At 50.7% G+C, this 24,378-nt stretch carries 30 protein-coding genes; 9 read left to right on the top strand and 21 right to left on the bottom strand.

The genetic code is table 11. The features are described from left to right. Window positions 1-14 precede the first annotated feature (14 nt). The 7 genes from ACLJRH_RS20555 to ACLJRH_RS20525 form a co-directional block, all read right to left on the bottom strand. A complete protein-coding gene (locus ACLJRH_RS20555) occupies window positions 15-512 on the bottom strand; it encodes a glycoside hydrolase family 104 protein (RefSeq protein WP_001144101.1) in 498 nt (165 codons plus the stop codon). Continuing rightward, window positions 512-793: a phage holin family protein gene (locus tag ACLJRH_RS20550; protein WP_000123124.1), complete on the bottom strand. Its 282-nt coding sequence runs from the start codon at window positions 791-793 to the stop codon at window positions 512-514. Before ACLJRH_RS20550 ends, ACLJRH_RS20555 begins: the two co-directional genes overlap by 1 nt. Before the next feature lie 3 nt (window positions 794-796). After that, a complete protein-coding gene (locus tag ACLJRH_RS20545) occupies window positions 797-1,000 on the bottom strand; it encodes a tail protein X (RefSeq protein WP_000846399.1) in 204 nt (67 codons plus the stop codon). Then, window positions 1,000-1,509, bottom strand: a complete 510-nt coding sequence (locus ACLJRH_RS20540; RefSeq protein ID WP_000988633.1) for a head completion/stabilization protein — start codon at window positions 1,507-1,509, stop codon at window positions 1,000-1,002. The genes ACLJRH_RS20545 and ACLJRH_RS20540 overlap by 1 nt, the downstream gene beginning before the upstream one ends. Window positions 1,510-1,608: 99 nt before the next feature. Beyond that, the gene (locus ACLJRH_RS20535; RefSeq protein WP_023223104.1) at window positions 1,609-2,352 is read right to left on the bottom strand and encodes a terminase endonuclease subunit; all 744 of its coding nucleotides are present in this window, start codon (window positions 2,350-2,352) and stop codon (window positions 1,609-1,611) included. Window positions 2,353-2,355: 3 nt separating this feature from the next. Beyond that, window positions 2,356-3,429 (bottom strand): phage major capsid protein, P2 family, encoded by a 1,074-nt coding sequence (locus tag ACLJRH_RS20530; protein ID WP_001248558.1) that lies wholly within the window; start codon window positions 3,427-3,429, stop codon window positions 2,356-2,358. Between the two features lie 58 nt (window positions 3,430-3,487). After that, window positions 3,488-4,342 (bottom strand): GPO family capsid scaffolding protein, encoded by an 855-nt coding sequence (locus ACLJRH_RS20525; protein ID WP_001074420.1) that lies wholly within the window; start codon window positions 4,340-4,342, stop codon window positions 3,488-3,490. A gap of 173 nt (window positions 4,343-4,515) precedes the next feature. On the opposite strand from ACLJRH_RS20525, the gene ACLJRH_RS20520 reads away from it, so the two are divergent. After that, window positions 4,516-6,288: a terminase ATPase subunit family protein gene (locus ACLJRH_RS20520; protein ID WP_000156844.1), complete on the top strand. Its 1,773-nt coding sequence runs from the start codon at window positions 4,516-4,518 to the stop codon at window positions 6,286-6,288. Further along, the gene (locus ACLJRH_RS20515) at window positions 6,288-7,322 is read left to right on the top strand and encodes a phage portal protein (protein WP_006678249.1); all 1,035 of its coding nucleotides are present in this window, start codon (window positions 6,288-6,290) and stop codon (window positions 7,320-7,322) included. Before ACLJRH_RS20520 ends, ACLJRH_RS20515 begins: the two co-directional genes overlap by 1 nt. A gap of 340 nt (window positions 7,323-7,662) precedes the next feature. Here the strand turns inward: ACLJRH_RS20515 and ACLJRH_RS20510 are convergent, their stop codons facing one another. The 9 genes from ACLJRH_RS20510 to ACLJRH_RS20470 form a co-directional block, all read right to left on the bottom strand. Then, window positions 7,663-9,495, bottom strand: a complete 1,833-nt coding sequence (locus tag ACLJRH_RS20510) for a hypothetical protein (RefSeq protein ID WP_023223105.1) — start codon at window positions 9,493-9,495, stop codon at window positions 7,663-7,665. A 116-nt stretch (window positions 9,496-9,611) separates the two neighbouring features. Next, window positions 9,612-11,894: a replication endonuclease gene (locus ACLJRH_RS20505; protein ID WP_023223106.1), complete on the bottom strand. Its 2,283-nt coding sequence runs from the start codon at window positions 11,892-11,894 to the stop codon at window positions 9,612-9,614. Then, window positions 11,884-12,159, bottom strand: a complete 276-nt coding sequence (locus tag ACLJRH_RS20500) for a DUF5405 family protein (protein ID WP_000027666.1) — start codon at window positions 12,157-12,159, stop codon at window positions 11,884-11,886. The genes ACLJRH_RS20505 and ACLJRH_RS20500 overlap by 11 nt, the downstream gene beginning before the upstream one ends. Next, a complete protein-coding gene (locus ACLJRH_RS20495) occupies window positions 12,156-12,380 on the bottom strand; it encodes a TraR/DksA family transcriptional regulator (protein ID WP_001113272.1) in 225 nt (74 codons plus the stop codon). Before ACLJRH_RS20495 ends, ACLJRH_RS20500 begins: the two co-directional genes overlap by 4 nt. Next, a complete protein-coding gene (locus tag ACLJRH_RS20490; RefSeq protein WP_001277964.1) occupies window positions 12,380-12,682 on the bottom strand; it encodes a DUF5405 family protein in 303 nt (100 codons plus the stop codon). Before ACLJRH_RS20490 ends, ACLJRH_RS20495 begins: the two co-directional genes overlap by 1 nt. Continuing rightward, complete coding sequence (locus ACLJRH_RS20485; RefSeq protein ID WP_000288879.1) at window positions 12,682-12,906, bottom strand: DUF2732 family protein; 225 nt, start codon at window positions 12,904-12,906, stop codon at window positions 12,682-12,684. The genes ACLJRH_RS20490 and ACLJRH_RS20485 overlap by 1 nt, the downstream gene beginning before the upstream one ends. Window positions 12,907-12,969: 63 nt before the next feature. Then, window positions 12,970-13,470: a hypothetical protein gene (locus tag ACLJRH_RS20480; protein WP_000217677.1), complete on the bottom strand. Its 501-nt coding sequence runs from the start codon at window positions 13,468-13,470 to the stop codon at window positions 12,970-12,972. Beyond that, window positions 13,467-13,637 (bottom strand): hypothetical protein, encoded by a 171-nt coding sequence (locus tag ACLJRH_RS20475; RefSeq protein WP_001005164.1) that lies wholly within the window; start codon window positions 13,635-13,637, stop codon window positions 13,467-13,469. Before ACLJRH_RS20475 ends, ACLJRH_RS20480 begins: the two co-directional genes overlap by 4 nt. A gap of 2 nt (window positions 13,638-13,639) precedes the next feature. Beyond that, window positions 13,640-13,912 (bottom strand): Cox family DNA-binding protein, encoded by a 273-nt coding sequence (locus ACLJRH_RS20470; RefSeq protein WP_001308179.1) that lies wholly within the window; start codon window positions 13,910-13,912, stop codon window positions 13,640-13,642. 136 nt (window positions 13,913-14,048) lie between these two features. On the opposite strand from ACLJRH_RS20470, the gene ACLJRH_RS20465 reads away from it, so the two are divergent. Together ACLJRH_RS20465 and ACLJRH_RS20460 are read left to right on the top strand one after the other, a co-directional pair. Next, the gene (locus tag ACLJRH_RS20465; RefSeq protein WP_000777029.1) at window positions 14,049-14,342 is read left to right on the top strand and encodes a helix-turn-helix domain-containing protein; all 294 of its coding nucleotides are present in this window, start codon (window positions 14,049-14,051) and stop codon (window positions 14,340-14,342) included. A 69-nt stretch (window positions 14,343-14,411) separates the two neighbouring features. Next, complete coding sequence (locus tag ACLJRH_RS20460) at window positions 14,412-15,392, top strand: tyrosine-type recombinase/integrase (RefSeq protein ID WP_000985246.1); 981 nt, start codon at window positions 14,412-14,414, stop codon at window positions 15,390-15,392. 185 nt (window positions 15,393-15,577) lie between these two features. On the opposite strand, the gene cpxP is transcribed toward ACLJRH_RS20460, so the two are convergent. After that, window positions 15,578-16,078, bottom strand: coding sequence for a cell-envelope stress modulator CpxP (gene cpxP / locus ACLJRH_RS20455; protein ID WP_001233463.1), 501 nt, complete (start codon window positions 16,076-16,078; stop codon window positions 15,578-15,580). 150 nt (window positions 16,079-16,228) lie between these two features. On the opposite strand from cpxP, the gene cpxR reads away from it, so the two are divergent. Further along, window positions 16,229-16,927 carry an envelope stress response regulator transcription factor CpxR gene (cpxR, locus tag ACLJRH_RS20450; protein WP_001033731.1) on the top strand — a complete coding sequence of 233 codons (699 nt, stop codon included), beginning with the start codon at window positions 16,229-16,231 and terminating at the stop codon, window positions 16,925-16,927. After that, a complete protein-coding gene (gene cpxA / locus ACLJRH_RS20445) occupies window positions 16,924-18,297 on the top strand; it encodes an envelope stress sensor histidine kinase CpxA (protein WP_000580402.1) in 1,374 nt (457 codons plus the stop codon). Before cpxR ends, cpxA begins: the two co-directional genes overlap by 4 nt. 50 nt (window positions 18,298-18,347) lie before the next feature. Here cpxA and ACLJRH_RS20440 read toward each other — a convergent pair whose 3' ends face one another. From ACLJRH_RS20440 to sodA, 3 genes are all read right to left on the bottom strand, one after another. Then, window positions 18,348-18,743 (bottom strand): nuclear transport factor 2 family protein, encoded by a 396-nt coding sequence (locus ACLJRH_RS20440; protein ID WP_000133441.1) that lies wholly within the window; start codon window positions 18,741-18,743, stop codon window positions 18,348-18,350. Window positions 18,744-18,754: 11 nt separating this feature from the next. Then, entirely contained in the window at window positions 18,755-19,444 is a 690-nt protein-coding gene (gene yiiM / locus ACLJRH_RS20435) for a 6-hydroxyaminopurine reductase (protein WP_023137062.1), read from the bottom strand. Between the two features lie 69 nt (window positions 19,445-19,513). Next, the gene (gene sodA, locus ACLJRH_RS20430) at window positions 19,514-20,134 is read right to left on the bottom strand and encodes a superoxide dismutase [Mn] (RefSeq protein ID WP_000122632.1); all 621 of its coding nucleotides are present in this window, start codon (window positions 20,132-20,134) and stop codon (window positions 19,514-19,516) included. A gap of 328 nt (window positions 20,135-20,462) precedes the next feature. On the opposite strand from sodA, the gene ACLJRH_RS20425 reads away from it, so the two are divergent. From ACLJRH_RS20425 to ACLJRH_RS20415, 3 genes are read left to right on the top strand one after another with little or no spacing between them, the layout of a single operon-like run. Next, the gene (locus tag ACLJRH_RS20425) at window positions 20,463-21,446 is read left to right on the top strand and encodes a TRAP transporter substrate-binding protein (protein WP_000812816.1); all 984 of its coding nucleotides are present in this window, start codon (window positions 20,463-20,465) and stop codon (window positions 21,444-21,446) included. An 18-nt stretch (window positions 21,447-21,464) separates the two neighbouring features. Then, entirely contained in the window at window positions 21,465-21,980 is a 516-nt protein-coding gene (locus tag ACLJRH_RS20420) for a TRAP transporter small permease (RefSeq protein ID WP_001091413.1), read from the top strand. Then, entirely contained in the window at window positions 21,973-23,280 is a 1,308-nt protein-coding gene (locus tag ACLJRH_RS20415) for a TRAP transporter large permease (RefSeq protein WP_000566800.1), read from the top strand. The genes ACLJRH_RS20420 and ACLJRH_RS20415 overlap by 8 nt, the downstream gene beginning before the upstream one ends. Window positions 23,281-23,437: 157 nt before the next feature. Here ACLJRH_RS20415 and ACLJRH_RS20410 read toward each other — a convergent pair whose 3' ends face one another. Continuing rightward, a complete protein-coding gene (locus ACLJRH_RS20410; protein ID WP_000378716.1) occupies window positions 23,438-24,121 on the bottom strand; it encodes an oligogalacturonate-specific porin KdgM family protein in 684 nt (227 codons plus the stop codon). Between the last annotated feature and the right edge of the window lie 257 nt (window positions 24,122-24,378).

Genomic DNA, 24,378 nt, shown 5'->3' with positions numbered 1-24,378 from the left:
GGTGTTTACTCCGTTTAAGCCGGTACGCCGCCGGCGGTACGCCAGACGGTGACCAGTTTTTCCAGTGAATGCTCACGCTGACCGTAACCGGCTCCCGGCAGGGACGCCCAGATATTGCGACAGCGTGAAATAGCGCGCTCAATGCGTCCCGCCCGGATGTCATCCAGTGCACCGCGTTCGCGGATCAACTGAATGGCGAGTCTGTCCTGTGACAACGGACTGAAATCCGGCAGGGCAAGCTGTTTGCGGTAATGCGGCCAGAACAGGTAAAGTTGCTGATAGCGACCGGAGGCCGTGGATTTTTCACCGCGACGGTTAAACACCTTCGCCGGTCGGCCATGCGCGAACGGGTGGTCACTGTAGTCGGTGAAAATTTCCGGCTTCCCGTCCAGTCCGGTGACTATCACGTCATAGCCCCGGTTTTTCGTCAGCGGATGATTCGCCGTCCCTTCGGACACTGCCAGCATGTCGAGAAAGGCCGCGATATTCTGATGCGTGTTAATTACCGGCATTACTGTTTCCCCCTGCCCTTAAAACGGCGCTGAATGGCAATCTCAATCACCTGATAACCGGCGATACCCAGCATGGAGCCGATACCGCACACCGCAGGCAGTGACAGGTCAGGAAACTGCACCAGAACAACACCGGCAACCATCGAGACAAAACCACCGAGCAACATGCGCCCGATAAACAGACGCGGGGTGATGGGTTCACCACCGGCAAGCACCTTGCCGACAACAATCAGCACCCCAATCATGAAAAGCGACAGGACGCTTTTTTCTTCTGCTGTCATGCGTTACTCCCACAGATTGACAGTTTCAGCCACGGGCGCGGTCTGAACGTCGGGCAGTTCGACGGCGGTGCCATGTGGCAGCACCGCCCCCAGTTCAGCCAGTCCCGGATTTGCGGCGAGCACAGCCTCGACCACGCCCTCAGTGCGCCCGTAATACCGGACACAAATGGCGTCGAGCGTGTCGCCCTGTAGCGCAAAGGTCTTCATCAGATTTGACTCACGATGCAGCGCGGCTTGTCCTGGATACGCGCCACCGCCCAGCGCATATCCCGCCACAGTTCATCAATAGTGCTGTCAATGCTGTCGGCCTTCTTGTCGCCTTTCGCACTGGCATCCACGCCGCGATAACGCTCATAAAGCGACGCGGTCGCCATCGCACACACGGCGCGCTCGTAGTAAAAAACCTTGATGCTTTCACCGTCGATATCGTCCGCCGGGACGTCAGCCAGACGCGTAAAACCGGCGGCAATTTTCTGTTCGCGGTACTCGTACAGCTCCGCATTCGTCTCCGCCATGCCTGACTTGATGGCCTCACGCAGACGGGCGGGGGCGACGGTCTGCTCAAGGCGCATACGTTCCCGGACGCGCTTCGGGTCGATATCGGGAAAAAAGAACGTGTTTTTAATCACCGGCTCGTCGCCTGCCGGTTGCGGGATGACCACCGTACCCTCACCGGACACGGGAGCCTCCTTTCGCGGAATAATCAGCGTCATCATGACTACCTCAGAAAAGTCGGGCGGTGGACGCCGGTACAGTGTCAGGTGATTCACCCACACTGACCGGCGTGCCGCCCTGGCGCGGGGCGCATTCGGTTGTTAACTGGCTTTCTTTTTCGGGCGTCCACGTTTTGCCGGTGTCACGCTCCGGGTCTTATGCGGGGTACGGGTGGCCGCTTTTGGCTGCGGCTCCGGCTTCGGTTTCAGCTCCCGCTCCAGTCGTTCAATCTCTTTTTTGACGCCTGCCTGACAGTCGAGCTGTGTCGCACGTTGCAGGTGCGCCAGCGCACCTGCGGCATCACCACCGTCACGCAGAAACAGACCGGTGATTTTGTGCAGCTTTGCGCGCACTTCATCAGGCATGTCAGCCGTGGCGGTCAGTTCGAGGGTGTCCGTCAGCAGGCAGGTATCCACAGACTCACCGGCAGCGTGGGCGCGCATGGCCGCAAGTGCCACCTCCTCGGTGAACATGTACGGCGGGGTGCGGCGGTGTTTACCCGGCATGGTCAGACCGTACTTCAGGGCATAACGGGCAATCTCCAGCGCACCGGCAATATCGCCGGTATCCAGACGCCACAGCATGACTGTCATCAGAATGTCATCCTGTGCGCCTTTGCCCTGCTCCAGCACGCCGTTCACCCACGGCAACCAGAACGGCAGCAGTTCGCGTTTTTTCGCGGCCTTCAGCTCTTTTGAGTAAATCGCCTTCAGTGTGCGCTGGTCTGCGGCGAGCTTAACCAGCATCTGCTCATAGACAGTTGCATGTCGCAGCGGGGCGGCTTCCCGCTGCGCGGTCATCGCTGCCGAGACCCGCATCATGTGGCGCTGTGCGGGACTCGTCATCGGTTACGCTCCCGGCTCTGCGGTCGCTTTAGCCGGTGTGGAGAAATCACCGACTTTAATTTTTTCCACCAGACAACCGGCGGCGTAGTCCTCCACCACGTAATCAATGTTCATTGACTCGTAGTTCTCCACGCGGTCGAGTTTCGGGTTTTCCTCAATCACGCGGCGATGGCTGTCATCCATGTAGTAGATGGACAGGTTTTCCAGCTTCGTGATGAGCATCGCATCCGCCGGGAAGTACGGGACGCGTACCGCTGGCAGGTTGCCGATGCGTTTCTGGCTGATGATGACGTCAGCGGCCAGCATTTCGCTGTTGTCCTGCTCCTTGTTCACGATGGGAAAATACTTGTCCGCCAGTAGCTGACGTCCCACAATCACCACAAGGTCAGGGTCTTCCTGATACCACGGCTCAATCAGGTTGTTGGTCGCATCCATCACCAGTGCATCAAGGCTGGCATAATCACCGCCCTTACCCACGCGGATAACCTCAGAGGTGGTGCGGCCTTCCTCGTCAGTGACCTTGCTCATCACGCGCGCCGGGGCTTCATTGCGGTATTTCTGCAGCCAGCCGACCGCCACATCCTGCAGCATCGGATTGCTGCTGCGGTCAGAGGTTTCGGCACGCTTCACGCCGTTAAAACCGGCCATGATGAAATCAAGGGACTGGCGTTTGATAATGGCGTTACGGATACGGAGCTGGAAATCCTGATAACGCGCCCACAGGTCCAGCGTTTTGTAGCGGATATAAAAATCGAAGTTAATCTGGTCGCATTCGTACTTGTTTGACGCCAGCTTCGAGAAGTCCTTCGGCTGACGCTCGGTGCCACCGGCGGTGTCGGTGGTGCTGGCGATGGAGCCGGTGACACCAATACCAATTTTTTCCCCTTTCATTTCGCTGACCGGCACAATGTTGATGCGGGTCAGAAAGTCAGAGGACTCCTGCATGGTGTTCATCAGGGTCTGGGTGACCGACGGTTCAACGGTGAATTTTTTCGACACATCACCGGCGTCGATGCCGTTCAGTTCGGCAACACGGGACAGGTAGGCATTAAATTTAAAGCGGGTTTCCTGGCGCATAGTTTTTCCTGAAATTAAGGGTTAATCGTGAAGGTTTTCCCGGACTGACTGACGCCGGTCAGCAGTTCGTCATCAGGGCGTCACCGCCACCGCCGGTGGCTTTGCTGCGGCGCTGCTGGGTCAGACTTTCGGTGTGGTCGAGACTGTTTTTCAGGCGGGTGAATGCCTGACTGGTTTCATCCGCCCTGTCAGTCACATCCTGCTTAAGTGCGGAAAAGGCGGTTTCCATCTCAGCAAGGCGCTGCTCAGTGGCGCTCAGTTTTTCCTGCACATGCTCAGCGACAGCGGTCACCGCTTCATGCACGTCATTCAGACGGGCGTCATCGCTGGCCTGTTTGCGGCCAAAAATGGATTTCACCTTTTCGGTCAGGGCTGTGAACACGGTTTCAGGCAGGTCTTCAAATTCCAGCTCAACAGGCGTTGCCACTGAAATCAGGTTTTCAGGGCTTAATTTGAAGCGGTTCAGAGGGTTGTGTTTTGCCGTGCGGCAGAATTCCAGGTATTCCGTGCCGAGGCTTGCCGGGTCATCGGTGACGGCCAGACCCACCAGATAACATTTGCCTGTATTGGCAAAGTTCGGCTGAATTTCCATTGAGGTATAGACCTTCTGCGCGGCCTTGTTCATCGCGATAAGGTCATCGGTCGGGGTGATTTTCGCAAACAGCGCCCATTTGCCTTTCAGCGCCGAATCATCGTCAATCTTTTCGGCCTTCAGTTCGACCACATCGCCATAACGCTTAAAAATACCGTCAGGCAGGATGCCGCGCAGATGTTCCAGGTTAATGCGGCAACCATAGACTCGCGGGTCAAAGGTTTCGGCCATTTCCTGAATATCCTGCGCACTGATGACACGCCCGTCACAGGTGTCACCCTCAACGCCGATACGAAAGAATTTTGATGCTTTTTTTGCCATTGTCAGGAGTCCTGAATAGTGATTAGAGGAGTCACATGTCGGCATCAGTTTCCCGACGATGCGCATCCTCCGCCATCAGTCCCGGATGGCTTATCACTGACACAACAGCACCTTAGCGAATCGCGGGGCGCGACTCAGTAGCCTTGCCGTGTATTCATCACGGCGAGGTATTCATGACCATCACCACAGACACCACTCTTTTACACGACCCGCGTCGTCAGGCGGCGCTGCTGTACTGGCAGGGGTTTTCCGTGCCGCAGATTGCCGCCATGTTGCAGATGAAACGCCCGACGGTGCAGAGCTGGAAACAGCGCGACGGCTGGGACAGCGTTGCTCCCATCAGCCGTGTCGAAATGAGTCTGGAAGCGCGGCTGACCCAGCTCATCATAAAACCGCAGAAAACCGGCGGTGACTTCAAGGAAATTGACCTGCTCGGACGCCAGATTGAACGACTGGCACGGGTAAACCGCTACAACCAGACCGGCAACGAGGCAGACCTTAATCCGAACATCGCTAACCGCAACAAAGGCGGGCGGCGCAAACCGAAAAAGAATTTTTTCAGCGACGAAGCCATCGAAAAGCTGGAGCAGATTTTCTTTGAGCAGTCTTTCGAATATCAGTTGCACTGGTATCGCGCCGGGCTTGAGCACCGCATCCGCGATATCCTGAAATCCCGCCAGATTGGCGCGACGTTTTATTTTTCCCGCGAGGCGCTGCTGCGCGCCCTGAAAACCGGTCATAACCAGATTTTTCTGTCGGCCAGTAAAACGCAGGCGTATGTGTTCCGCGAATACATCATCGCCTTTGCCCGTCTGGTTGACGTTGACCTGACCGGTGACCCGATTGTCCTGGGCAATAACGGTGCAAAACTGATTTTTCTCGGCACCAACTCCAACACCGCACAAAGTCATAACGGCGACCTGTACGTCGACGAGATTTTCTGGATCCCGAATTTTCAGGTACTGCGTAAGGTGGCATCAGGTATGGCCTCACAGAGTCACCTGCGCTCGACCTATTTCTCCACCCCGTCCACGCTGGCGCACGACGCCTACCCGTTCTGGTCGGGTGAACTGTTTAACCGGGGACGCGCCAGCGCCGCCGAACGCGTGGAAATCGACGTCAGTCATAACGCCCTTGCCGGTGGGCTTCTCTGTGCGGACGGCCAGTGGCGGCAGATTGTCACCATTGAGGACGCCCTGAAAGGCGGCTGCACGCTGTTCGACATTGAACAGCTTAAACGCGAAAACAGCGCCGACGATTTTAAAAACCTGTTCATGTGTGAATTTGTTGACGACAAGGCGTCGGTGTTCCCGTTCGAGGAGCTGCAACGCTGCATGGTCGACACGCTGGAAGAATGGGAAGACTATGCACCCTTTGCCGCCAATCCGTTCGGCTCACGCCCGGTATGGATTGGTTACGACCCGTCACACCGTGGCGACAGCGCCGGATGCGTGGTACTGGCACCGCCGGTGGTGGCCGGTGGCAAATTCAGGATCCTTGAGCGTCACCAGTGGAAAGGCATGGACTTTGCCACTCAGGCGGAATCCATCCGCAAACTCACCGAAAAATACAACGTCGAATACATCGGTATTGATGCCACCGGCCTCGGTGTCGGCGTGTTCCAGCTCGTGCGCTCGTTCTATCCCGCCGCGCGCGACATCCGCTACACGCCGGAAATGAAAACCGCAATGGTGCTCAAGGCAAAAGACGTCATCCGCCGTGGCTGTCTGGAATATGACGTCAGCGCCACCGACATCACCAGCTCGTTTATGGCTATCCGCAAGACCATGACCAGCAGCGGACGCAGCGCCACCTATGAGGCCAGCCGCAGCGAGGAAGCCAGCCACGCCGACCTCGCCTGGGCGACCATGCACGCCCTGTTAAATGAGCCACTCACCGCCGGTATCAGCACCCCGCTGACATCCACCATTCTGGAGTTTTACTGATGAGCAAGAAAAAAGGGAAAACACCGCAACCTGCGGCAAAAACAATCACCGCCAGCGCCCCGAAAATGGAGGCATTCACCTTTGGCGAGCCGGTGCCGGTACTCGACCGCCGTGACATTCTGGATTACGTCGAATGTATCAGTAACGGCAGATGGTATGAGCCGCCGGTCAGCTTTACCGGTCTGGCAAAAAGCCTGCGTGCTGCCGTGCATCACAGCTCACCGATTTACGTCAAACGTAATATTCTGGCCTCGACATTTATCCCGCACCCGTGGCTTTCCCAGCAGGATTTCAGCCGCTTTGTGCTGGATTTTCTGGTGTTCGGTAATGCGTTTCTGGAAAAGCGTTACAGCACCACCGGTAAGGTCATCAGACTGGAAACCTCACCGGCAAAATATACCCGCCGTGGTGTGGAGGAGGATGTTTACTGGTGGGTGCCGTCCTTCAACGAGCCGACAGCCTTCGCGCCCGGCTCCGTGTTTCACCTGCTGGAGCCGGATATTAATCAGGAGCTGTACGGCCTGCCGGAATATCTCAGCGCCCTTAATTCTGCCTGGCTGAATGAGTCGGCCACGCTGTTCCGCCGCAAGTATTACGAAAACGGCGCTCATGCCGGATATATCATGTACGTCACCGATGCCGTGCAGGATCGCAACGATATCGAAATGCTTCGCGAAAACATGGTCAAGTCGAAAGGCCGCAACAACTTTAAAAATCTGTTTCTCTATGCCCCGCAGGGGAAAGCCGACGGAATTAAAATTATCCCGCTCAGTGAAGTGGCAACGAAGGACGATTTTTTTAATATCAAAAAAGCCAGCGCCGCTGACCTGCTGGACGCGCACCGCATCCCCTTTCAGTTGATGGGCGGCAAGCCGGAGAACGTCGGGTCGCTGGGTGATATTGAGAAAGTGGCAAAGGTCTTTGTCCGCAATGAGCTTATCCCGTTACAGGACAGGATTCGGGAAATAAACGGCTGGCTCGGTCAGGAGGTCATCCGCTTTAAAAACTACTCACTGGACACTGACAACGGCTGAACATCGCCGCCTGCGGGCGGCTTTTTTACACCCCGCCATCACGCCCTCACACGCTCACCACCGCACAAAACATCCCGCAGACACACCAACGCCCCCAACGGGCAGACTAAACGCCGTCACGACGCGCTCAGACGCTGAAAAAATAAAATCAGCACCACCGCCAGCGCGCAGTGCTTTCCCCGCCTCGCCCGCCCGCTTCATGGGTCGGTTTGAATGCAGTTGAATTACAACTACCAAACCAAGCAATCCCTACTATTACGCAGAAAATGCATACTGAAATACCTCGTGCAAATTGATGCAGCTAAGTATGCATAGGTTTTATGCCTCAACGTATACGTTATCAAACAGAGCCCTGCTCAAATACAGTATCAAAATATGGTAGGAGAGGATAAGCACACAGAAAGAAAATCAGGATGCATGCATATGTCGTTGTTTCATCGTAACAAGCATTAGTATATAAATTACCATGTGCTAATTTATGTCTTAAGGTTGCCCCACTCTTTCTATTAAAAAGAACATCGATAGTTAAAACAAGATTCTTAGAAAAGATACTTTCCAAATCATCTCTGCATTTATCTAGAAGCTGAGAAATACTTGTTGACTCCTCTAATCCCTTATCCAAATATCTAGTAGCATCCTTTCCACTAAGCTCATAATAATAACGAACCATACCTTCCATTTGTGGTATTAAAAGATAAGCTGCACTGATGTAATCTCCCTGCCATAATTTGTAAAAGCCCAAATTAAAAATCTCCCTAAACTCCGGCTTGACAATTGGACTAGTTGTAACTAATTTAACGAATGTTGACAACGTCAAGCCATGTTCTTGAGAAAGTACATAGCGAGCAGGTTCAAAGACACCGTTTACAAAAATCTTATGAGTAATCTCGAAATTTCTTAGATATTGATCAATAACAACATCATCACTTATATCTTTTTTATTATCCAACGGCGGGATTGTATATACCTTACGCCCACTCTCATCATTAATTTCTGTTCCAACAAAACTAGAGAATAAACTTTTTTCTGATAATCTTAAAACTTGCTCCCTCATGCTTTCAATATTTTCAATCGGTGTTTCACGCATTAAAACTTTGAATATATCGGGCAAAGAACGCCCCGTCAGTTTTTTTTCACTTTCAGCAACCAAGTCACTAATATCAATAGAATGGCTTAAAGTGACATATTCACTCCTTACTTCTTCTCTCAAATTAGCAAGTTGTTCCTTTAAATCTTCTATCTGTTGGCTATCACCACCGTACTGTCTTAATTCAGAGATAGCTGTTCTTAACCAAGAGATCTTACCCATATTATCAGGTCGATCTGTTGCAACTTTAATAGTAATATTTGCAGATGCCAGTTTACATCTCTTGGCACGTTCATACTCACCATTTTTTTCATAAATAACTGCACTTGTCATATAAAGTGATTTTACAGCATCATAATATTTTTTATCTTTATGCTGCTCAGCCATCTTCTCAGCATTTTCCGCATACTGCAGATTATACCCATCAAAATCACGCACCATAAACCAAGTCAAATTATTGAAACCTTCAAAGATTAATCTTTCATTTTGAATACTATAAAGAGAATGAATGGCATTTTTAATCGCCATGTTTCCTTCTGATTTTCTAGGGTAGACCATTTTATTAATGTGCAAAGCCCTAGCAATATAATCACGAGCAAAAATAAAGCAATTTAAATCACTTTCATCCATGCTTTCGTTTTTTATTATTAGTTTTTCAATTGCTATATTTAGCATTTCAGCATAGGAATCAATTGCTTTAATTGCCACGTCTTTATTTTTCCGATTATTACACCAAACAACATCATATATTCTTGATAACAAAAATGGATTGGTTATTTTTTGAGAAACATATAAAAGACAGTCATTCACCTGCTCATCAAAATCTTCAGGCAATATTGATCTTTTATTACCCCAAATCATTTGGGGTTCAAATGATGGAGTGTTGTTAACAACTTGCAAATTGAAACTATATAGCATACCAAAAAGAGATGCTAATTTTTTCTCTTTGGGGTTTTCTGATGATTCAGCAATCCCATCCAGATATTTTTTTATTTTATGTGCATGAAATGTAACTGGTATATGCATAAAAACACTATAATCTAGTGTTTCAAGCTCTTCCCTTGTAAGAACAAAGATATCATTCATCGTTTTCACCTTTTTCAGTATAAATTTGCACACATTATTAGCAACATAATTATCAATAGTTAACACATGCAGATAAACAGCAATTTTACTATTATGCAACAAATTAAATCAGATGTTTATTGCTCTGAATAACAATAAAACCAACTCCACTCATCAGCGACCGGATACGTAAATTTTTTCCCGTTGTAATCTACGGTCGCACCACGCGCCAGCGCCTCAAGCTCCCATCGCTGCGGCCTGATACCGTTCTGAGCAAGGTCAACGCGGATACGGGTAATTTGCATTCTTTCCGACCGGGTCAGTCTGGCCGATGGCGCTATTTCATGCGGTTTTAACGGGCTTCCGTTTCTTTGCTGACGGTTTGGTCTTCTCAGGCCGTGTTTTAATGCGCCCCTGAGCGCCCTCACGACCTCCGGGTCATTCCATTCGATAACACCGTCATCAACCAGATTAAGCACTGCTGCGGCGTGCACAGAAGGCGTGGGAGCCGGTAACGAAGTATCACCACCGGTGAGCTTTCCACAGTTATTGACAGGACTCCGAGGCGCGGCGATGCCGCTTTTTAAAGTCAAAGGCTCAACGACCGGAACTTTCGGCACAATGCGCCAGTCCGTCGTTCTGGTGATATGAATATGACGCGCGCCGAGATGCGGCGCGTAAATGCCGACCACTCTCTCGACTTCTTCCTCGTACTCGTTAACGTCATCCGACGGGCTACGGGCAACCCTGACAGTCTGACAATCGCGTGGGACATTTGCCCCGCCCTGCGCGCTGATATACAACGCAAAATCACCACTGTCTGCGGCGGCGCGTGCAGCCTCGACGCGTTCGTCAAACTCATCAGCAATGCTGACGCCGCGAGGCAATTTGCGTAGTTCACGGTAAGCCCCCATTGTCGGCAGACCAACCGTTTTAAATTGCGGGATACGCCACGTTGACGCCCATGCGGTAACAGCCGCTGCAGTGTCTTTCAGCGGTCTGCCGGTATCGTTATCGAGCTGCCCATCCAGTGCATAGCCGTCGATATTTTTTGAGATGTATTTCGCGATATACCCCGCAGCACCGCCCCGGTTAAGGTGTTTCGCCTGAAAACGGTTTCGCGCGGCTCCTCTTTCGTCGCCATCCTCTTTGAGCGCATAGCGACGCATGATTTCGATAATCTGGTTACGCTGGCGTGGATTACAAAAAAGCATCATATGCCAGTGCGGCGTTCCGTCGTGGTGTGGCTCGACGACACGCAAACCGTAGACCTGTAAATCATTATCCTTGAATGCCGTGCGCATCAGGCTCCAGATACGGCAGAGATAACGCTGCGCATCCTTTGGATTAAATGCCTCATCGTTCCAGCCGTGATTTAGCTGGACGGTTTTACTTTCGCCTTTTCTGACCTGACGTGTCGGATGATACTTTGACGGCGCGGTCAGCGTGATAAACATCCCCACATCACCCTCTGCGGCAGCGTAACGCTCAATACCGGCGATGGTGTTCATCAGCTCCATCCGGCGAATTTCAGGATTAGAAATACTGCCCATCACCTTACTGATAAGGTCGATGCGCTCGCCGGTTTCCCTGTTTTCAAGGTCACACGATTTAAGAAATTCCAGATTTGCCTGGCGGCGTGCACGTACATCACGAATGGCATGTTTACTGGCATAAGGAGAACGGTCTTTATTCACCTCCCCGACAGCAATCAGTAACGCCTCATGCCAGCGCATACGCTGGCCTTTAAGCTGATGAGTCCACCACTCATCGTTAAACAGACGGGCAATGGCAGAATATGCCTGCCTCGTGGTTATCTGTCCTTTACGGTATTTTTTCCAGTAGAGCGGGGAAATATTGAAAGCACGTGCAGCGCCAGCAACATGACCATACAGATGATCCTGCGCCTCATCCGTAAACAGCGATTCTTTTTCGCCATGCGCATCCACCCAGGCATCGCAGAGTTCCTCATACATCATGAAAAGCTGCGATGAGATACGGGCAGCAAACTTTTTCAGCTCCTTGTCATTCATTCCAGGCAGGCGCGCATAGTGGTCACGCTCTGCCAGAAACAGCAACGACGCGTCGGTATTCATTTCATGACGCTGATTCACGCGCTCAATGCGCGGCCATAAACGACGCTGAAAAGTGGATGTGAGGAAATAAAACCCGTGCACCGGGCTTTTATTGCGCCGAATGTAGTCATAGCGTGAAGTAAACAGCGAGCGCAAAAAGTAAGGCAGGCGGTTAATCGTGGATAAAACACCTTGCACCTGACGCATCTCGTCACGTGTAAGGGGTCTTTCGCGCCCGACAGCCTCGCGTGGCGCGTTCCATGCATAAGCACCGGTAAACGTCTTACCGGTGCCTGCGGCAAATGCTGACGGAGGGACAAAACGCCCGGAGGCTTTAACGGTCATATGAGCCCAAAGCCTCTGAACAACGCTTGCTGAGTTGCTCAACCTGCGCGTTTAAATCAGCAAAAGACTTTGCGCTTCCGGTCAGAATATCGTGATGCATCAGGCCGGAAACGAGCTGGCTTAATTTCGGGTAATAACCAACCACCGCCAGCCATTCCTGACCGGCGTTTTTACCGCTTTCCGCTCTCTTTTTCTCGTGGAGAATAAACTGAAAGCTGTCACTGGTAACGACATAACGCTCGCCAATTTCAATACGAATACTCATGCCATTCTCCGGTAATGTTTGTTTTTTGCTTCAAAAACTGACTGACAGGAAACACAACGCGTGGCTGACGGATAAGCCGCACGACGGGCAGCAGGTATTGGCGCATCACACTCTTCGCAAACCAGCGAAGAAACACCGCAATGTTTTACCCTTGCCGCGTTAATCTGGCGCTCCAGTAATTCAGCCTGTTGTTCCTGAATAAAATCTACGTTGTCCGGCATTACCAGTTCCTTTTGTCGTTCAGTTTTTTAAATTCATCAGCGCAATAGCTGGCGATTTCTGTCGTTAATTTCGTCAGTTCATCCACGGAGGAAATTTGCTTGTGAAATACAGCGCGTTTAACAAGTAAATTGACCACATCAGACAGGAGGTTTAATTCATTCTGATAAATCGCGATAACAGATTCAGTTATGTCGCGCTTTTCTTTATCAAGACAAAGTTGAATAAGAGACAAATCACCATTTTCCATAACGGTGATTTTTAAGGCGTTATTCAGTAATACAACTGAACGAGAACAGGACATCAAAGCACCTCCCCGCGAGACAATCCGATATTGTGAAATTTTTCCGACTCCTGACTGAGCAGCTCGACTATCTCCACGCGGGATAACTCCGCCTTTGTGATGTGGCGAATCATGGCGTCAAGATGAGAAGAAAAGCGCGTCGCAGCGTCGGCCTGTGCTTCGGTTCTGGCCTGTTGCAGCAGTAATGCGTATTTACCGCACTGATTTTCAGAAACTGTATACATGACTTTCTCCAGGCAAAAAGAAGCCCCGCACAATTAAGTGCGTTAAAAACTCTGGTTAATTATTTAATGCAGATATTGCTCTGGTTTTACCGACGTCAGAATTGTCGGTGCATACTCAAACAGGCTGAATAATTCACGTAATGCACGGAATAAAGCATCACGCCAGTAACATGACTCTTCATTAATTCGCCAGTATGGCTGGTTGAATTCTTTTTCAGTCAATCCGGCATGCATAAATAAAGTACGGCGCTGACTGACAGTTAAAAAGCTAATATATGCATACTCACTTGCGCCAACCTGACGGCGTTTTGAGAATGCCCCGCGCAATTCATCAATTGCACAAACCAGCCGTTCACGTTCGACGTCGTTCATTTCTTCAAAACGCATCGTTGCGTGACGCTGTTTTAACTGTGCATGAAAGCAAACCGTTAGCCGTTCGCGCTCCATCATCTGATTATAATAATCACATGTCTCCTGCCAGCGAGGGACGGCAAGATGCTTGCCAATTATCCGGCGCATAGCTGCTGGCTGTTTTTCAACGAGATTGAGCGTCATCACTGTCATTTCCATACCCTCCGGCTTTTCAGAAAGGTCAGAACCTTTTTTAACGGACTCTGTTTTTTGGTGCGGATAATGATTCCCTTACGCCCCTTACCGTGGGTGATGGTGAAGTCAATCGCCCTGGGGCTTTCGTTACGCAATAACTGAGCAATACAACGCGGCTCATTCATAATCACAACCCCATCCACAAAAGCCATGCATCACGCTGTTCAACCGGTCGGTTATAAAACGCCTCACGTACAGCGCGATTAAACTCAGGAATGAAAACCCATTTTTCACCGGCACGAGCCTTCGGTTTGCAAGGATCACGCAATTCAATAATTGGTAATTTATTTGCCTTCACCATTTCACTGACGGCTGTCTTTGGCTTCCCTAATAAATCAGCAAATTTATCCACATGAACCGCATCAAGCGGATACTGAATCACATAATTTTCAGCGTCCATATATGGTACCCTCATAGGATCCAGCCCTTTCTAAACCACTCAAAACCGTTTAGACGCTGGTTTATTCTCAAATCAACGGAACCTATATAGGTTCCAGTTTTGAGGGAATTTAGTCCCTATATAGGCACCATGTCAAATGAAATTAAGCGAAAAGATTAAGGCCTTGCGTGAGGCTGAAGGGCTAAGCCAATCAAAATTCTGTGAAATCATAGAGTTACCGCTAAGCACACTTAAAAAATATGAAGGAGGAAACTTTGAACCCGGTGGCACAGCTTTGCTAAAAATCACTATGCATCCCACATTCCAAAAATATGCTCTATGGCTTATGACAGATAAAACCGCGCCGGACGCAGGACAGATCGCACCGGCTCTCGCGCACATTGGGCCAGAGTCAACAGAGTCCAACCACTCCGCGAAAAGGATTGGCTAACTCTATATAAAGATTACATTTTCACCATTTGCTACCAAGATGGTGAATACAGCGCCGGAGGGCTTTCTTATGGCAATTAAGAAGCTCGATGATGGTCGCTATGAAGTGGACATTAGACCTCGCGGTCGCGACGGAAAACGCATCCGCAGGAAATTCGAAAGAAAAGCTGAAGCACTAGCATTTGAGCGATACACAATCGCCAATGCCAGTCAGAAAGAATGGGGAGGCCAGCGAGCAGACCGCCGAACTTTGAGTGAGTTGCTGGACATCTGGTGGAAATATCACGGGCAAAACCACGAGCATGGAACAAAAGAGTTTAATCATCTACTCAAAACCATCAGCGGCATAGGTGATATACCAGTGAGCCGGATGAGCAAAAGGGCTTTGATGGATTATCGTTCCATGCGACTACGTGATGGTATCAGTGCCGCAACGATAAACCGTGACATGTACCGATTATCCGGCATGTTCACAAAATTAATTCAATTGGATGAATTTTCCGGGCAACACCCAATTCACGGACTGCCGCCACTGGCGGAGGCCAACCCTGAAATGACGTTCCTGGAAAAAGCAGAAATCGAAAAACTGTTAAATGTTTTGGCTGGTGATGACTTACTTGTCGCGCTTTTATGTCTGAGCACTGGAGGAAGATGGACGGAAGTTGCCACGCTAAAACCAGCACAGATTACAAATTGCAGGGTTACCTTCCTGAAAACCAAAAACGGTAAAAAGCGAACCGTGCCGATTTCTGAGGAACTGGAGAAAAAAGTTAAAGAGGAGGCCAGCGCCAAATTATTCAAAGTTGATTATGAGAAATTTTGCGGGATTTTACGCAGAGTGAAACCTGATATACCACCCAATCAGGCAACCCACATCCTGCGGCATACATTCGCAAGCCATTTCATGATGAATGGGGGCAATATAATCGCACTGCAACAGATTCTGGGACATGCGAGCATTCAGCAGACGATGGCCTATGCGCACCTTGCGCCTGACTACCTGCAAAATGCCGTCGCTCTGAATCCACTAAAAGGCGGAGTGACATTATAAATTTCCCCCTCTGAGTGTCCACATAGTGTCCACACTCAAGAAATTTTGAAACCACTCCAAACCCTTACAGCTTTCGATAAGTGACTGTTTTTACTTTTGATTGCATGTAAGTAATTGATAAAAAAAACCCCCACATCATGTGGGGGAAGACAGGGATGGTGTCTATGGCAAGGAAAACAGGGTTGTTACTGGGAACGTGAGTTGCTACTACTCAATAATTTCAACGATGAACTTTTTTGCCATTGCGCCACGTCGCGCAGTTGCTCCATTCGTTGCTGATGCTTTTCATTCAAAACCGCTTGCTGCTCCGGCGTTAACAGGCGATACATCTGGTTACGCACGCGGGCCATTTCGACCTGGCGGGCAACCTGCTCTTGCGCCATTTTTTCTGCCTGAGCGCGCACAGCGCTTTCATCAAATTTTTCTGCGGTGACAAGCCGATGCATTGTCTCCATTTCGCTAACATTAACAGGAGGCTGTTCGTGCCTTGCCTGTTGCATAAGATCTCGCATCTGCTGACGCTGATGTTCGGTTAAACTTATGCCGTCAAACATATGATTTTGCGCGCTACGCTGCGTGGCCCCGTCACCGGGGTGCCAGTTATCGCTTGTAACAACTTCAGCTGCGTGGCTTAAAAAACTGAATGCCAGCGTTGAGGCCATAACAGCAGCGGTAACTTTGCGCATCGCTTGCTCCCAAAATCTTTTCTGTCGCGATTCAACGAGAGACAGTTTACGATTCGGGCTGCAAACATGCGTCAGGGGGTGTAAAACAACGTAAAGTCATGGATTAGCGACGCCTGATGACGTAATTTCTGCCTCGGAGGTACGTAAACAATGAATAAAATCCTGTTAGTTGATGATGACCGAGAGCTGACTTCCCTGTTAAAAGAGCTCCTCGAAATGGAAGGTTTTAATGTCCTGGTGGCCCACGACGGCGAGCAGGCGCTTGAGCTTTTGGATGACAGCATCGATTTACTTTTGCTTGACGTCATGATGCCGAAGAAAAACGGTATCGATACGTTGAAAGCGCTTCGCCAGACACACCAGACGCCTGTCATTATGCTGACCGCGCGCGGCAGCGAGCTGGATCGCGTTCTCGGCCTTGAGCTGGGCGCGGACGACTATTTGCCCAAACCGTTTAACGACCGCGAACTGGTAGCGCGCATCAGGGCTATTTTGCGCCGTTCCCACTGGAGCGAACAGCAGCAGAGCAGCGACAACGGCTCGCCGACGCTGGAAGTCGATGCGCTAAGCCTTAATCCGGGCCGCCAGGAAGCCAGTTTCGATGGCCAAACGCTGGAGCTGACCGGTACGGAGTTCACCCTGCTCTATTTGCTGGCGCAACACCTCGGCCAGGTGGTTTCCCGTGAACATTTAAGCCAGGAAGTGCTGGGTAAGCGCCTGACGCCGTTCGATCGCGCCATTGATATGCATATTTCTAACCTGCGCCGCAAACTGCCGGAACGCAAAGACGGTCACCCGTGGTTTAAAACATTGCGTGGTCGCGGCTATCTGATGGTTTCCGCTTCATGATAGGAAGTTTAACCGCGCGCATCTTCGCCATCTTCTGGTTGACGCTGGCGCTGGTGCTAATGCTGGTACTGATGTTGCCCAAGCTCGATTCACGCCAGATGACCGAGCTGCTGGACAGCGAACAGCGCCAGGGATTGATGATAGAGCAACATGTAGAAGCTGAACTTGCGAACGATCCGCCCAACGACCTGATGTGGTGGCGTCGCCTGTTCCGCGCAATTGATAAGTGGGCGCCGCCTGGACAGCGGTTATTACTGGTGACCTCTGAAGGACGCGTGATCGGCGCTGAACGCAGCGAAATGCAGATCATTCGTAACTTCATTGGTCAGGCGGATAACGCCGATCATCCGCAGAAGAAAAAATATGGCCGCGTAGAGATGGTGGGGCCGTTCTCCGTTCGCGACGGAGAGGATAATTACCAGCTTTACCTGATTCGACCGGCCAGCAGTTCGCAATCCGATTTTATTAATCTGCTGTTTGACCGCCCGCTCCTGTTGCTCATTGTCACGATGCTGGTCAGTTCGCCGCTCTTGCTATGGCTGGCATGGAGTCTGGCGAAACCGGCGCGTAAGTTGAAAAACGCGGCTGATGAAGTGGCGCAAGGCAACCTGCGTCAGCATCCGGAGCTGGAGGCGGGTCCGCAGGAGTTCCTCGCCGCTGGCGCCAGTTTTAACCAGATGGTGACGGCGCTGGAACGGATGATGACCTCGCAGCAGCGTTTGCTGTCAGATATCTCCCATGAGCTGCGAACGCCCCTTACGCGCCTGCAACTGGGTACCGCGCTGCTGCGTCGTCGTGGCGGCGAAAGCAAAGAGCTGGAGCGTATTGAAACCGAAGCGCAGCGTCTGGACAGCATGATCAATGACCTGCTGGTGATGTCGCGTAACCAACAGAAAAATGCGCTGGTCAGCGAAACGATGAAAGCCAATCAGCTATGGGGCGAAGTGCTGGATAACGCCGCCTTTGAAGCCGAACAGATGGGCAAGTCGTTAACGGTAAATTATCCGCCGGGGCCGTGGCCGCTCTATGGCAACCCAAACGCGCTGGAAAGCGCGCTGGAAAATATTGTTCGTAATGCGCTGCGCTATTCACATACGAAGATTGAAGTCGGCTTCTCGGTGGATAAAGACGGTATTACGATCACGGTCGATGACGACGGACCGGGCGTCAGCCCTGAAGACCGCGAGCAGATCTTCCGTCCGTTCTATCGCACTGATGAGGCGCGCGACCGTGAATCCGGTGGTACTGGCCTGGGTCTGGCGATTGTCGAAAGCGCCATGCAGCAGCACCGCGGCTGGGTTAAGGCTGACGATAGCCCGCTCGGCGGGTTGCGGCTCACGCTGTGGCTACCGCTGTACAAGCGAACCTAAAAACCATCGGCCTGCGAATGCAGGCCGATTTTTTATCTCGCCGTCGAGATTTACCGGGAAATGTCTGGCGCTAAAATCCACTCGGCGCTGTCATTCCACACGTCCATCCGGGTAATTTTGCCATCGCGCACTTCGAAGCGGTCGATAAAGCGGTTATCGGCAAACGGGCGACCGTCGGGCCATTCGCCATACAACGTACCGTTGGAATAAATCACAACGTAATCATCATGCTGCACCGCATCAAACTCGCCCAGCGCCTTCTTCACCCACTTGTAGCGAGCGCCGTTAAACTGCGCGATATCTGCCGCGCCCGCCATCGCCCGGCCTCCGGTGAAGGTAATTTTCACCTCCGGGTGCATATACGTTGCGGCGCGTTCAGCATCGGGAATCATCGAGGCCACCAAAAATTCTTTTACGATCGCCACCGCATTTTCAGCTTCAGTCATAATCCTTCCTTTCATTTTGGCGGAGTTTTATCCCCCCACAGTCGTCTGGCGCTATCTTCAATTTTGCCGCTCAAACGACGCTTCTGCATGGTACGGCTCCAGCTCGCCGACAGCCCGGCGGCGCTCAACAGCCGGTGATATTGTTCGTCATCAAACGGCATAGACCAGGCGATAACACCCGCTTCATGAATCGAGACATCGCTCAGACGCGACGCCAGTTCCAGCGGCGCATCGCTGGAGACTTTACCTGGCGCAATGACCCGATACAGCCAGCCGGTTTTTCCGCTGTTCTGCATAAGGAGGGCCATGTCGCTGATGGCAAAGTGGAAATTAAGTTTAAAGCATGGAGAGCGCGGCTGAGTGACCTGGATCAACGCCTCGCCCCAGCGGTAGATATCGCCAATAAACACGTTGTGTTCGGTCATTCCGTCCGTCGACAGATTCTCGCCAAACGCCGGGGCGCAAAACAGCGTCGCCTGCTCGGGGAACTGGCGAATCCAATCAGTATAGTGTTCACGGGGGTAATGGCATAGCGCGCGGTCGGGGCCGCCGTGGATTTTCTTTTCGGCCTGCTGATCGCCTGCCAGACCCAGCTCGGTCAGCATAAGTTCGCCGTCGATTTGCACCTTGGCGATAGCGCTCGGGCGGCTGCCGTCATAGTCACGAATTTTGCCAATAAACACGTCAACCGGATAATGCATCTGCTGCTCCTTACGCGGATACAAAAAAAGCGAGTCATCAGACTCGCTTCTACAGACGTGCAATGCAAATTATTTTTTAGCGGCGAAACGCGCTGCTGCTTCGTCCCAGTTCACCACGTTCCAGAACTCTTTGATGTAGTCCGGGCGGCGGTTCTGGAATTTCAGGTAGTAAGCGTGTTCCCACACGTCCAGACCCAGGATCGGGAAGCCGGAAGCGCCGGAAATGGCTTCACCCATCAGCGGGGAATCCTGGTTTGCGGTAGAAACCACAGCCAGTTTGTCGCCTTTCAGCACCAGCCACGCCCAGCCGGAGCCGAAACGGGTTGCTGCTGCTTTTTCGAATTCAGCTTTGAAGTTGTCAACGGAACCGAAGTCACGCTCGATAGCCGCTTTCAGGTCGCCCTGCAGAGTGGTGCCTTTTTTCAGCCCTTTCCAGAACAGGCTGTGGTTAGCGTGGCCGCCGGCGTTGTTACGCAGCACGGTTTTTTTGTCCGCTGGCACCTGGTCCAGTTTAGTAATCAGTTCTTCAACCGGCAGGTCAGCAAACTCAGGCAGGTTTTCCAGCGCCGCGTTAGCGTTGTTGACATAGGTTTGATGGTGTTTGGTGTGGTGAATCTCCATCGTCTGCTTATCGAAGTGCGGTTCCAGTGCATCATAAGCGTACGGCAGGGATGGCAGTGTATAACTCATAATCATCTCCATTATTGTCGAGCGGCACAGTGTTAACGCCGCGTAAGCAGTTGGTTCATTATAGTTAATTAAATGATATTGAAAATGATTATCAATGCCGTACTTTTTCCAGGGTTATAAACGTTACGGCATCCGCTGAAAAAAACCGTTTTTTACGCCTCCAACCGAAACCGCCTGTTGATGAATTCCTGGAAATCATGAAATGTGAAACAGGGTTTCAAAATCTTTCTTTTGGTGCCAAATTTTGTCATCGGTGGCAAAATCAAGAAGGTTATAATTTCACCATGCAATTACATTCCCGGTAAATTATTACAATTGCGAGGGAATTATGAAGCAACCTGGTTTTATACGTCTGGCTACGTTGGCCTTACTCTCCACACTCTCTTTCTTCTCCCACGGCGAAACCATTTTGCGCCTGGCCTACGCTGAAAATAGCCAGCCGGTAAAAGATGCGTTGCACTTCCTGGGGCAGCAAGTTGAAGAGAAAACGGGCGGCGATATCAAAGTACAGTACTTCCCGGACGGACAGCTTGGCGGCGAGCGCGAACTGGTGGAGTTGACGCAGGTCGGCGTCGTCGACATCACTAAAGTGTCGTCCGGGCTGATGGAGAGTTTTTCGCCTGAGTACGGCGTGTTCTCACTTCCCTACCTGTTTGCCACCGTCGATGAATACTACCGCGTAATGGATAACCCACAGGTGATGGAGCCTGTTTATCAGTCCACCGCCGCACAGGGGTTTGTCGGCGTAGGCTGGTATGATTCCGGCGCGCGTAATTTTTATATGAGCAAAGCGCCGGTTAAACGCATTGAGGATTTACGCGGGAAGAAGATCCGCGTCATGCAGAGTGAGACGGCGATCCAAACTCTCAAACTGCTGGGCGCTTCGCCCATCGCCATGAGCCAGGCGGAGGTCTATACCTCGTTACAACAAGGCATTCTCGACGGCGCGGAAAACAATGAGTTCGCTCTCACCATCGCCCGCCACGGTGAAGTCGCCCGTTATTACACCTACGATATGCACACCCGCATTCCCGATATCCTGCTAATGAGTACCCTCACGCTGGAAAAGCTGACGCCGGAACAGCAGCGCATCGTCGAAGCCGCCATCAAGGCGTCGATCGAATTTGAGAAAGCCGCATGGGACAAGGAAATAGAGAAAACCAGGCTGGCGGCGGTAAAAGATTTCAACGTTGAATTCTACGAGATCGACAAAAAACCCTTCCAGAAGGCAGTACAGCCTATTTACGACGGTCTGAAAAACAAACCGCGGCTTTACGGGCTGTATCAACGTATCCAGACAGCAAAAAATTAATCTAATCAGGAAATTAAGATGAACACATTCAGAAAAGGACTTGATTTATTGCTGGGCGCTATCTGTTGCCTGGTGCTGGCGATAATGGTTGGCATCGCCTGCTGGCAGGTGGTGAGCCGCTACATTCTGGGCGTTCCCAGCACCCTTACCGAAGAGATGCTGCGATTTCTCCTGGTGTGGGTATCAATGCTGGGCATGGCTTTTGTCGCCGGTCAGAAACAGCATATCAGCCTGACTCTCTTACTGGATAAGGTGTCGCCGACGATTCGCGGCTGGTGGGATATTATTCTGCAGGTCATTTTTATCGCGTTTTCCATTTGGGTATTGATTATCGGCGGCTTAAAGATTTCTGCGATTTCTATGCTGCAAATCTCCCCTGCGCTGGGCATTCCGATGGGGAAAATTTATTACGCGCTCCCCTGCGCGGGCGTACTGATCATCCTCTATGGGCTGCTGAATATCGTTGACGCCCTGAAAGCTATCCATTCCGCCACGGATACCACTGAGCACACTCTGGAGAAATCACATGATTGACCCTATTTTTGCGTCCTGTACGCTAATTGCCGTCTTTGTTGTTTTACTGGCCATGGGCGCGCCTATCGGGATCTGCATCGTTATCGCCTCTTTCAGCACCATGATGCTGGTACTGCCTTTCGATATTTCGATGTTCGCCACCGCGCAAAAAATGTTCTCCAGCCTGGACAGTTTTGCCTTGCTGGCCGTGCCGTTCTTCGTTTTGTCCGGGGTGATCATGAATAGCGGGGGAATTGCCGCCCGGCTGGTCAATTTTGCCAAACTGTTTACTGGCAAACTGCCCGGCTCGCTCTCTTACACCAACATCGTCGGCAATATGATGTTTGGTGCAATTTCCGGATCGGCAATTGCCGCCTCAACCTCCATCGGCGGCGTGATGGTGCCGATGAGCGCGCGCGAAGGTTACGATCGCGGCTTTGCGGCCGCGGTGAATATCGCCTCCGCGCCGACGGGAATGTTAATTCCGCCCACCACGGCTTTTATCCTTTATGCGCTGGCAAGCGGGGGAACATCGATTGCCGCTCTGTTCGCCGGCGGTCTGGTTGCGGGTGTGCTGTGGGGCGTTGGCTGTATGCTGGTCACGCTGGTGGTCGCTAAGCGTCGAAATTATCGGGTTTTCTTCACCGTCCAAAAAGGCATGGCGCTAAAAGTTGCCGTTGAGGCCATTCCCAGCCTGCTGCTGATCGTGATTATTGTCGGCGGCATTGTGCAGGGGATTTTCACCGCCATTGAAGCCTCCGCGATTGCCGTGGTGTATACGTTATTGCTGACGATGGTGTTTTACCGCACGCTGAAAATTAAGGATTTGCCTTCGATTTTGCTCCAGACAGTGGTAATGACCGGGGTCATCATGTTCCTGCTGGCAACCTCTTCGGCGATGTCCTTCTCGATGTCGATCACCAATATTCCTGCGGCGCTGAGCGATATGATCCTCGGTATTTCCGCCAATAAACTGGTTATCCTGTTAGTCATTACCGTCTTTTTGTTGATTATCGGCGCATTTATGGATATCGGTCCGGCCATTCTGATTTTTACCCCGATTCTGCTGCCGATCATGGCTAAACTGGGCGTCGATCCGGTGCATTTCGGCATTATCATGATCTATAACCTGGCGATTGGCACTATTACGCCGCCAGTTGGCAGTGGTTTATATGTCGGGGCGAGCGTCGGTAAGGTCAAAGTTGAGGAAGTGATTAAACCGTTGCTGCCTTTTTACGGCGCGATTATCGGCGTTCTGTTATTAATTACCTACATTCCGGAAATCACACTGTTCTTACCCCGTCTACTGGGCATCATGTAAGCGCATAGTTTCCTGCACATCTCGTTGCCGGATGGCGATTCGCGTCTTATCCGGCCAACGCACGATAATAATTATCCGCAGGTCATCACCAGGTAAAAAAAACCGGCTACCTATAAAGTAGCCGGAAAAGGGAATAAATAATAAACAGGGATAATGATTAGAATGTGTAGCCTATACCCACGCGGAAACGGGTTTGTCTTTCATCGCTGTTGCTATTGACGGAAACATTACCTACCTCAACGAATGGCGACCATTGATCAATAATATAGGCAGTTCTGAAGTTATATTCATAGTTATCTTTGCCGCCATCGTAAAGATCATATTTATCAGCTTTCTTATAAATTCCTTCGATTGTCCAGTCAAAGTTGTTCCATTTATAACCCGCCCAGACATCCATACGATTGATGGTATCATCATCACGGATATCAGAAGAACGGCGTACATATTCAAAACGATAGCGCGCACCAACCCACCAGCTTTCATTTAATGTCCACGTCGCGCGGAAGTAAGGCTTATAGGTAGAGTAACCATTGCCGGTTTCCAGCACAAAACCCGGTTGCCAGGCGACATCACCGGTTTTAAATTGGTAGCTTATCGTATATTCGTTGCCCTGTGTTTCCAGGTCATTAAACGCTTTATTGGTGTCATCCCCGCCTGATTTTGAGATAGCTTCTATCGCAAAACCAAAACCATTCGCAAACCGATGAGAAATATACGCACGGTCATAGTTAGCTTTACTGTCATCAAGATATTCATGACGAACATCGACATATACTGCATGCGCATTTGTTACAACAAGAGGTAATAGTAAGAAAAGAGATTTTCTCATAACAGAATCCATTTAATTTAAAATTAAAACGTTGTTTTATGTCAGGCCGTTACAACCATAATACGCAATGTGAATGGCGACAATATAGGCAAAGATCTTTAATTTAAAATTGGGATAATGTTCAAAAAGCAAAATAAAATAAATGAAATTTATATTCGCCATATAACATAAAAATCAAAACACCATCAACAAAGCCAATATAGGGATTTCCCTATATTTATATTTCATTGATTCCTAACGTTAATTTCAATATATTTAAATTGTAAATA

The sequence above is a fragment of the Salmonella sp. SAL04162 genome, from assembly GCF_046551535.1.
Lineage (GTDB): Bacteria > Pseudomonadota > Gammaproteobacteria > Enterobacterales > Enterobacteriaceae > Salmonella > Salmonella enterica.
This window is presented reverse-complemented; position numbering and strand designations above follow the sequence as displayed.

What these genes read in the sequence shown, in the direction of transcription:
- ACLJRH_RS20555 (WP_001144101.1), bottom strand. Translation starts at nt 512, where the DNA reads ATGCCGGTAATTAACACGCATCAGAATATCGCGGCCTTTCTCGACATG.
- ACLJRH_RS20550 (WP_000123124.1), bottom strand. Translation starts at nt 793, where the DNA reads ATGACAGCAGAAGAAAAAAGCGTCCTGTCGCTTTTCATGATTGGGGTG.
- ACLJRH_RS20545 (WP_000846399.1), bottom strand. Translation starts at nt 1,000, where the DNA reads ATGAAGACCTTTGCGCTACAGGGCGACACGCTCGACGCCATTTGTGTC.
- ACLJRH_RS20540 (WP_000988633.1), bottom strand. Translation starts at nt 1,509, where the DNA reads ATGATGACGCTGATTATTCCGCGAAAGGAGGCTCCCGTGTCCGGTGAG.
- ACLJRH_RS20535 (WP_023223104.1), bottom strand. Translation starts at nt 2,352, where the DNA reads ATGACGAGTCCCGCACAGCGCCACATGATGCGGGTCTCGGCAGCGATG.
- ACLJRH_RS20530 (WP_001248558.1), bottom strand. Translation starts at nt 3,429, where the DNA reads ATGCGCCAGGAAACCCGCTTTAAATTTAATGCCTACCTGTCCCGTGTT.
- ACLJRH_RS20525 (WP_001074420.1), bottom strand. Translation starts at nt 4,342, where the DNA reads ATGGCAAAAAAAGCATCAAAATTCTTTCGTATCGGCGTTGAGGGTGAC.
- ACLJRH_RS20520 (WP_000156844.1), top strand. Translation starts at nt 4,516, where the DNA reads ATGACCATCACCACAGACACCACTCTTTTACACGACCCGCGTCGTCAG.
- ACLJRH_RS20515 (WP_006678249.1), top strand. Translation starts at nt 6,288, where the DNA reads ATGAGCAAGAAAAAAGGGAAAACACCGCAACCTGCGGCAAAAACAATC.
- ACLJRH_RS20510 (WP_023223105.1), bottom strand. Translation starts at nt 9,495, where the DNA reads ATGAATGATATCTTTGTTCTTACAAGGGAAGAGCTTGAAACACTAGAT.
- ACLJRH_RS20505 (WP_023223106.1), bottom strand. Translation starts at nt 11,894, where the DNA reads ATGACCGTTAAAGCCTCCGGGCGTTTTGTCCCTCCGTCAGCATTTGCC.
- ACLJRH_RS20500 (WP_000027666.1), bottom strand. Translation starts at nt 12,159, where the DNA reads ATGAGTATTCGTATTGAAATTGGCGAGCGTTATGTCGTTACCAGTGAC.
- ACLJRH_RS20495 (WP_001113272.1), bottom strand. Translation starts at nt 12,380, where the DNA reads ATGCCGGACAACGTAGATTTTATTCAGGAACAACAGGCTGAATTACTG.
- ACLJRH_RS20490 (WP_001277964.1), bottom strand. Translation starts at nt 12,682, where the DNA reads ATGTCCTGTTCTCGTTCAGTTGTATTACTGAATAACGCCTTAAAAATC.
- ACLJRH_RS20485 (WP_000288879.1), bottom strand. Translation starts at nt 12,906, where the DNA reads ATGTATACAGTTTCTGAAAATCAGTGCGGTAAATACGCATTACTGCTG.
- ACLJRH_RS20480 (WP_000217677.1), bottom strand. Translation starts at nt 13,470, where the DNA reads ATGACAGTGATGACGCTCAATCTCGTTGAAAAACAGCCAGCAGCTATG.
- ACLJRH_RS20475 (WP_001005164.1), bottom strand. Translation starts at nt 13,637, where the DNA reads ATGAATGAGCCGCGTTGTATTGCTCAGTTATTGCGTAACGAAAGCCCC.
- ACLJRH_RS20470 (WP_001308179.1), bottom strand. Translation starts at nt 13,912, where the DNA reads ATGGACGCTGAAAATTATGTGATTCAGTATCCGCTTGATGCGGTTCAT.
- ACLJRH_RS20465 (WP_000777029.1), top strand. Translation starts at nt 14,049, where the DNA reads ATGAAATTAAGCGAAAAGATTAAGGCCTTGCGTGAGGCTGAAGGGCTA.
- ACLJRH_RS20460 (WP_000985246.1), top strand. Translation starts at nt 14,412, where the DNA reads ATGGCAATTAAGAAGCTCGATGATGGTCGCTATGAAGTGGACATTAGA.
- cpxP (WP_001233463.1), bottom strand. Translation starts at nt 16,078, where the DNA reads ATGCGCAAAGTTACCGCTGCTGTTATGGCCTCAACGCTGGCATTCAGT.
- cpxR (WP_001033731.1), top strand. Translation starts at nt 16,229, where the DNA reads ATGAATAAAATCCTGTTAGTTGATGATGACCGAGAGCTGACTTCCCTG.
- cpxA (WP_000580402.1), top strand. Translation starts at nt 16,924, where the DNA reads ATGATAGGAAGTTTAACCGCGCGCATCTTCGCCATCTTCTGGTTGACG.
- ACLJRH_RS20440 (WP_000133441.1), bottom strand. Translation starts at nt 18,743, where the DNA reads ATGACTGAAGCTGAAAATGCGGTGGCGATCGTAAAAGAATTTTTGGTG.
- yiiM (WP_023137062.1), bottom strand. Translation starts at nt 19,444, where the DNA reads ATGCATTATCCGGTTGACGTGTTTATTGGCAAAATTCGTGACTATGAC.
- sodA (WP_000122632.1), bottom strand. Translation starts at nt 20,134, where the DNA reads ATGAGTTATACACTGCCATCCCTGCCGTACGCTTATGATGCACTGGAA.
- ACLJRH_RS20425 (WP_000812816.1), top strand. Translation starts at nt 20,463, where the DNA reads ATGAAGCAACCTGGTTTTATACGTCTGGCTACGTTGGCCTTACTCTCC.
- ACLJRH_RS20420 (WP_001091413.1), top strand. Translation starts at nt 21,465, where the DNA reads ATGAACACATTCAGAAAAGGACTTGATTTATTGCTGGGCGCTATCTGT.
- ACLJRH_RS20415 (WP_000566800.1), top strand. Translation starts at nt 21,973, where the DNA reads ATGATTGACCCTATTTTTGCGTCCTGTACGCTAATTGCCGTCTTTGTT.
- ACLJRH_RS20410 (WP_000378716.1), bottom strand. Translation starts at nt 24,121, where the DNA reads ATGGATTCTGTTATGAGAAAATCTCTTTTCTTACTATTACCTCTTGTT.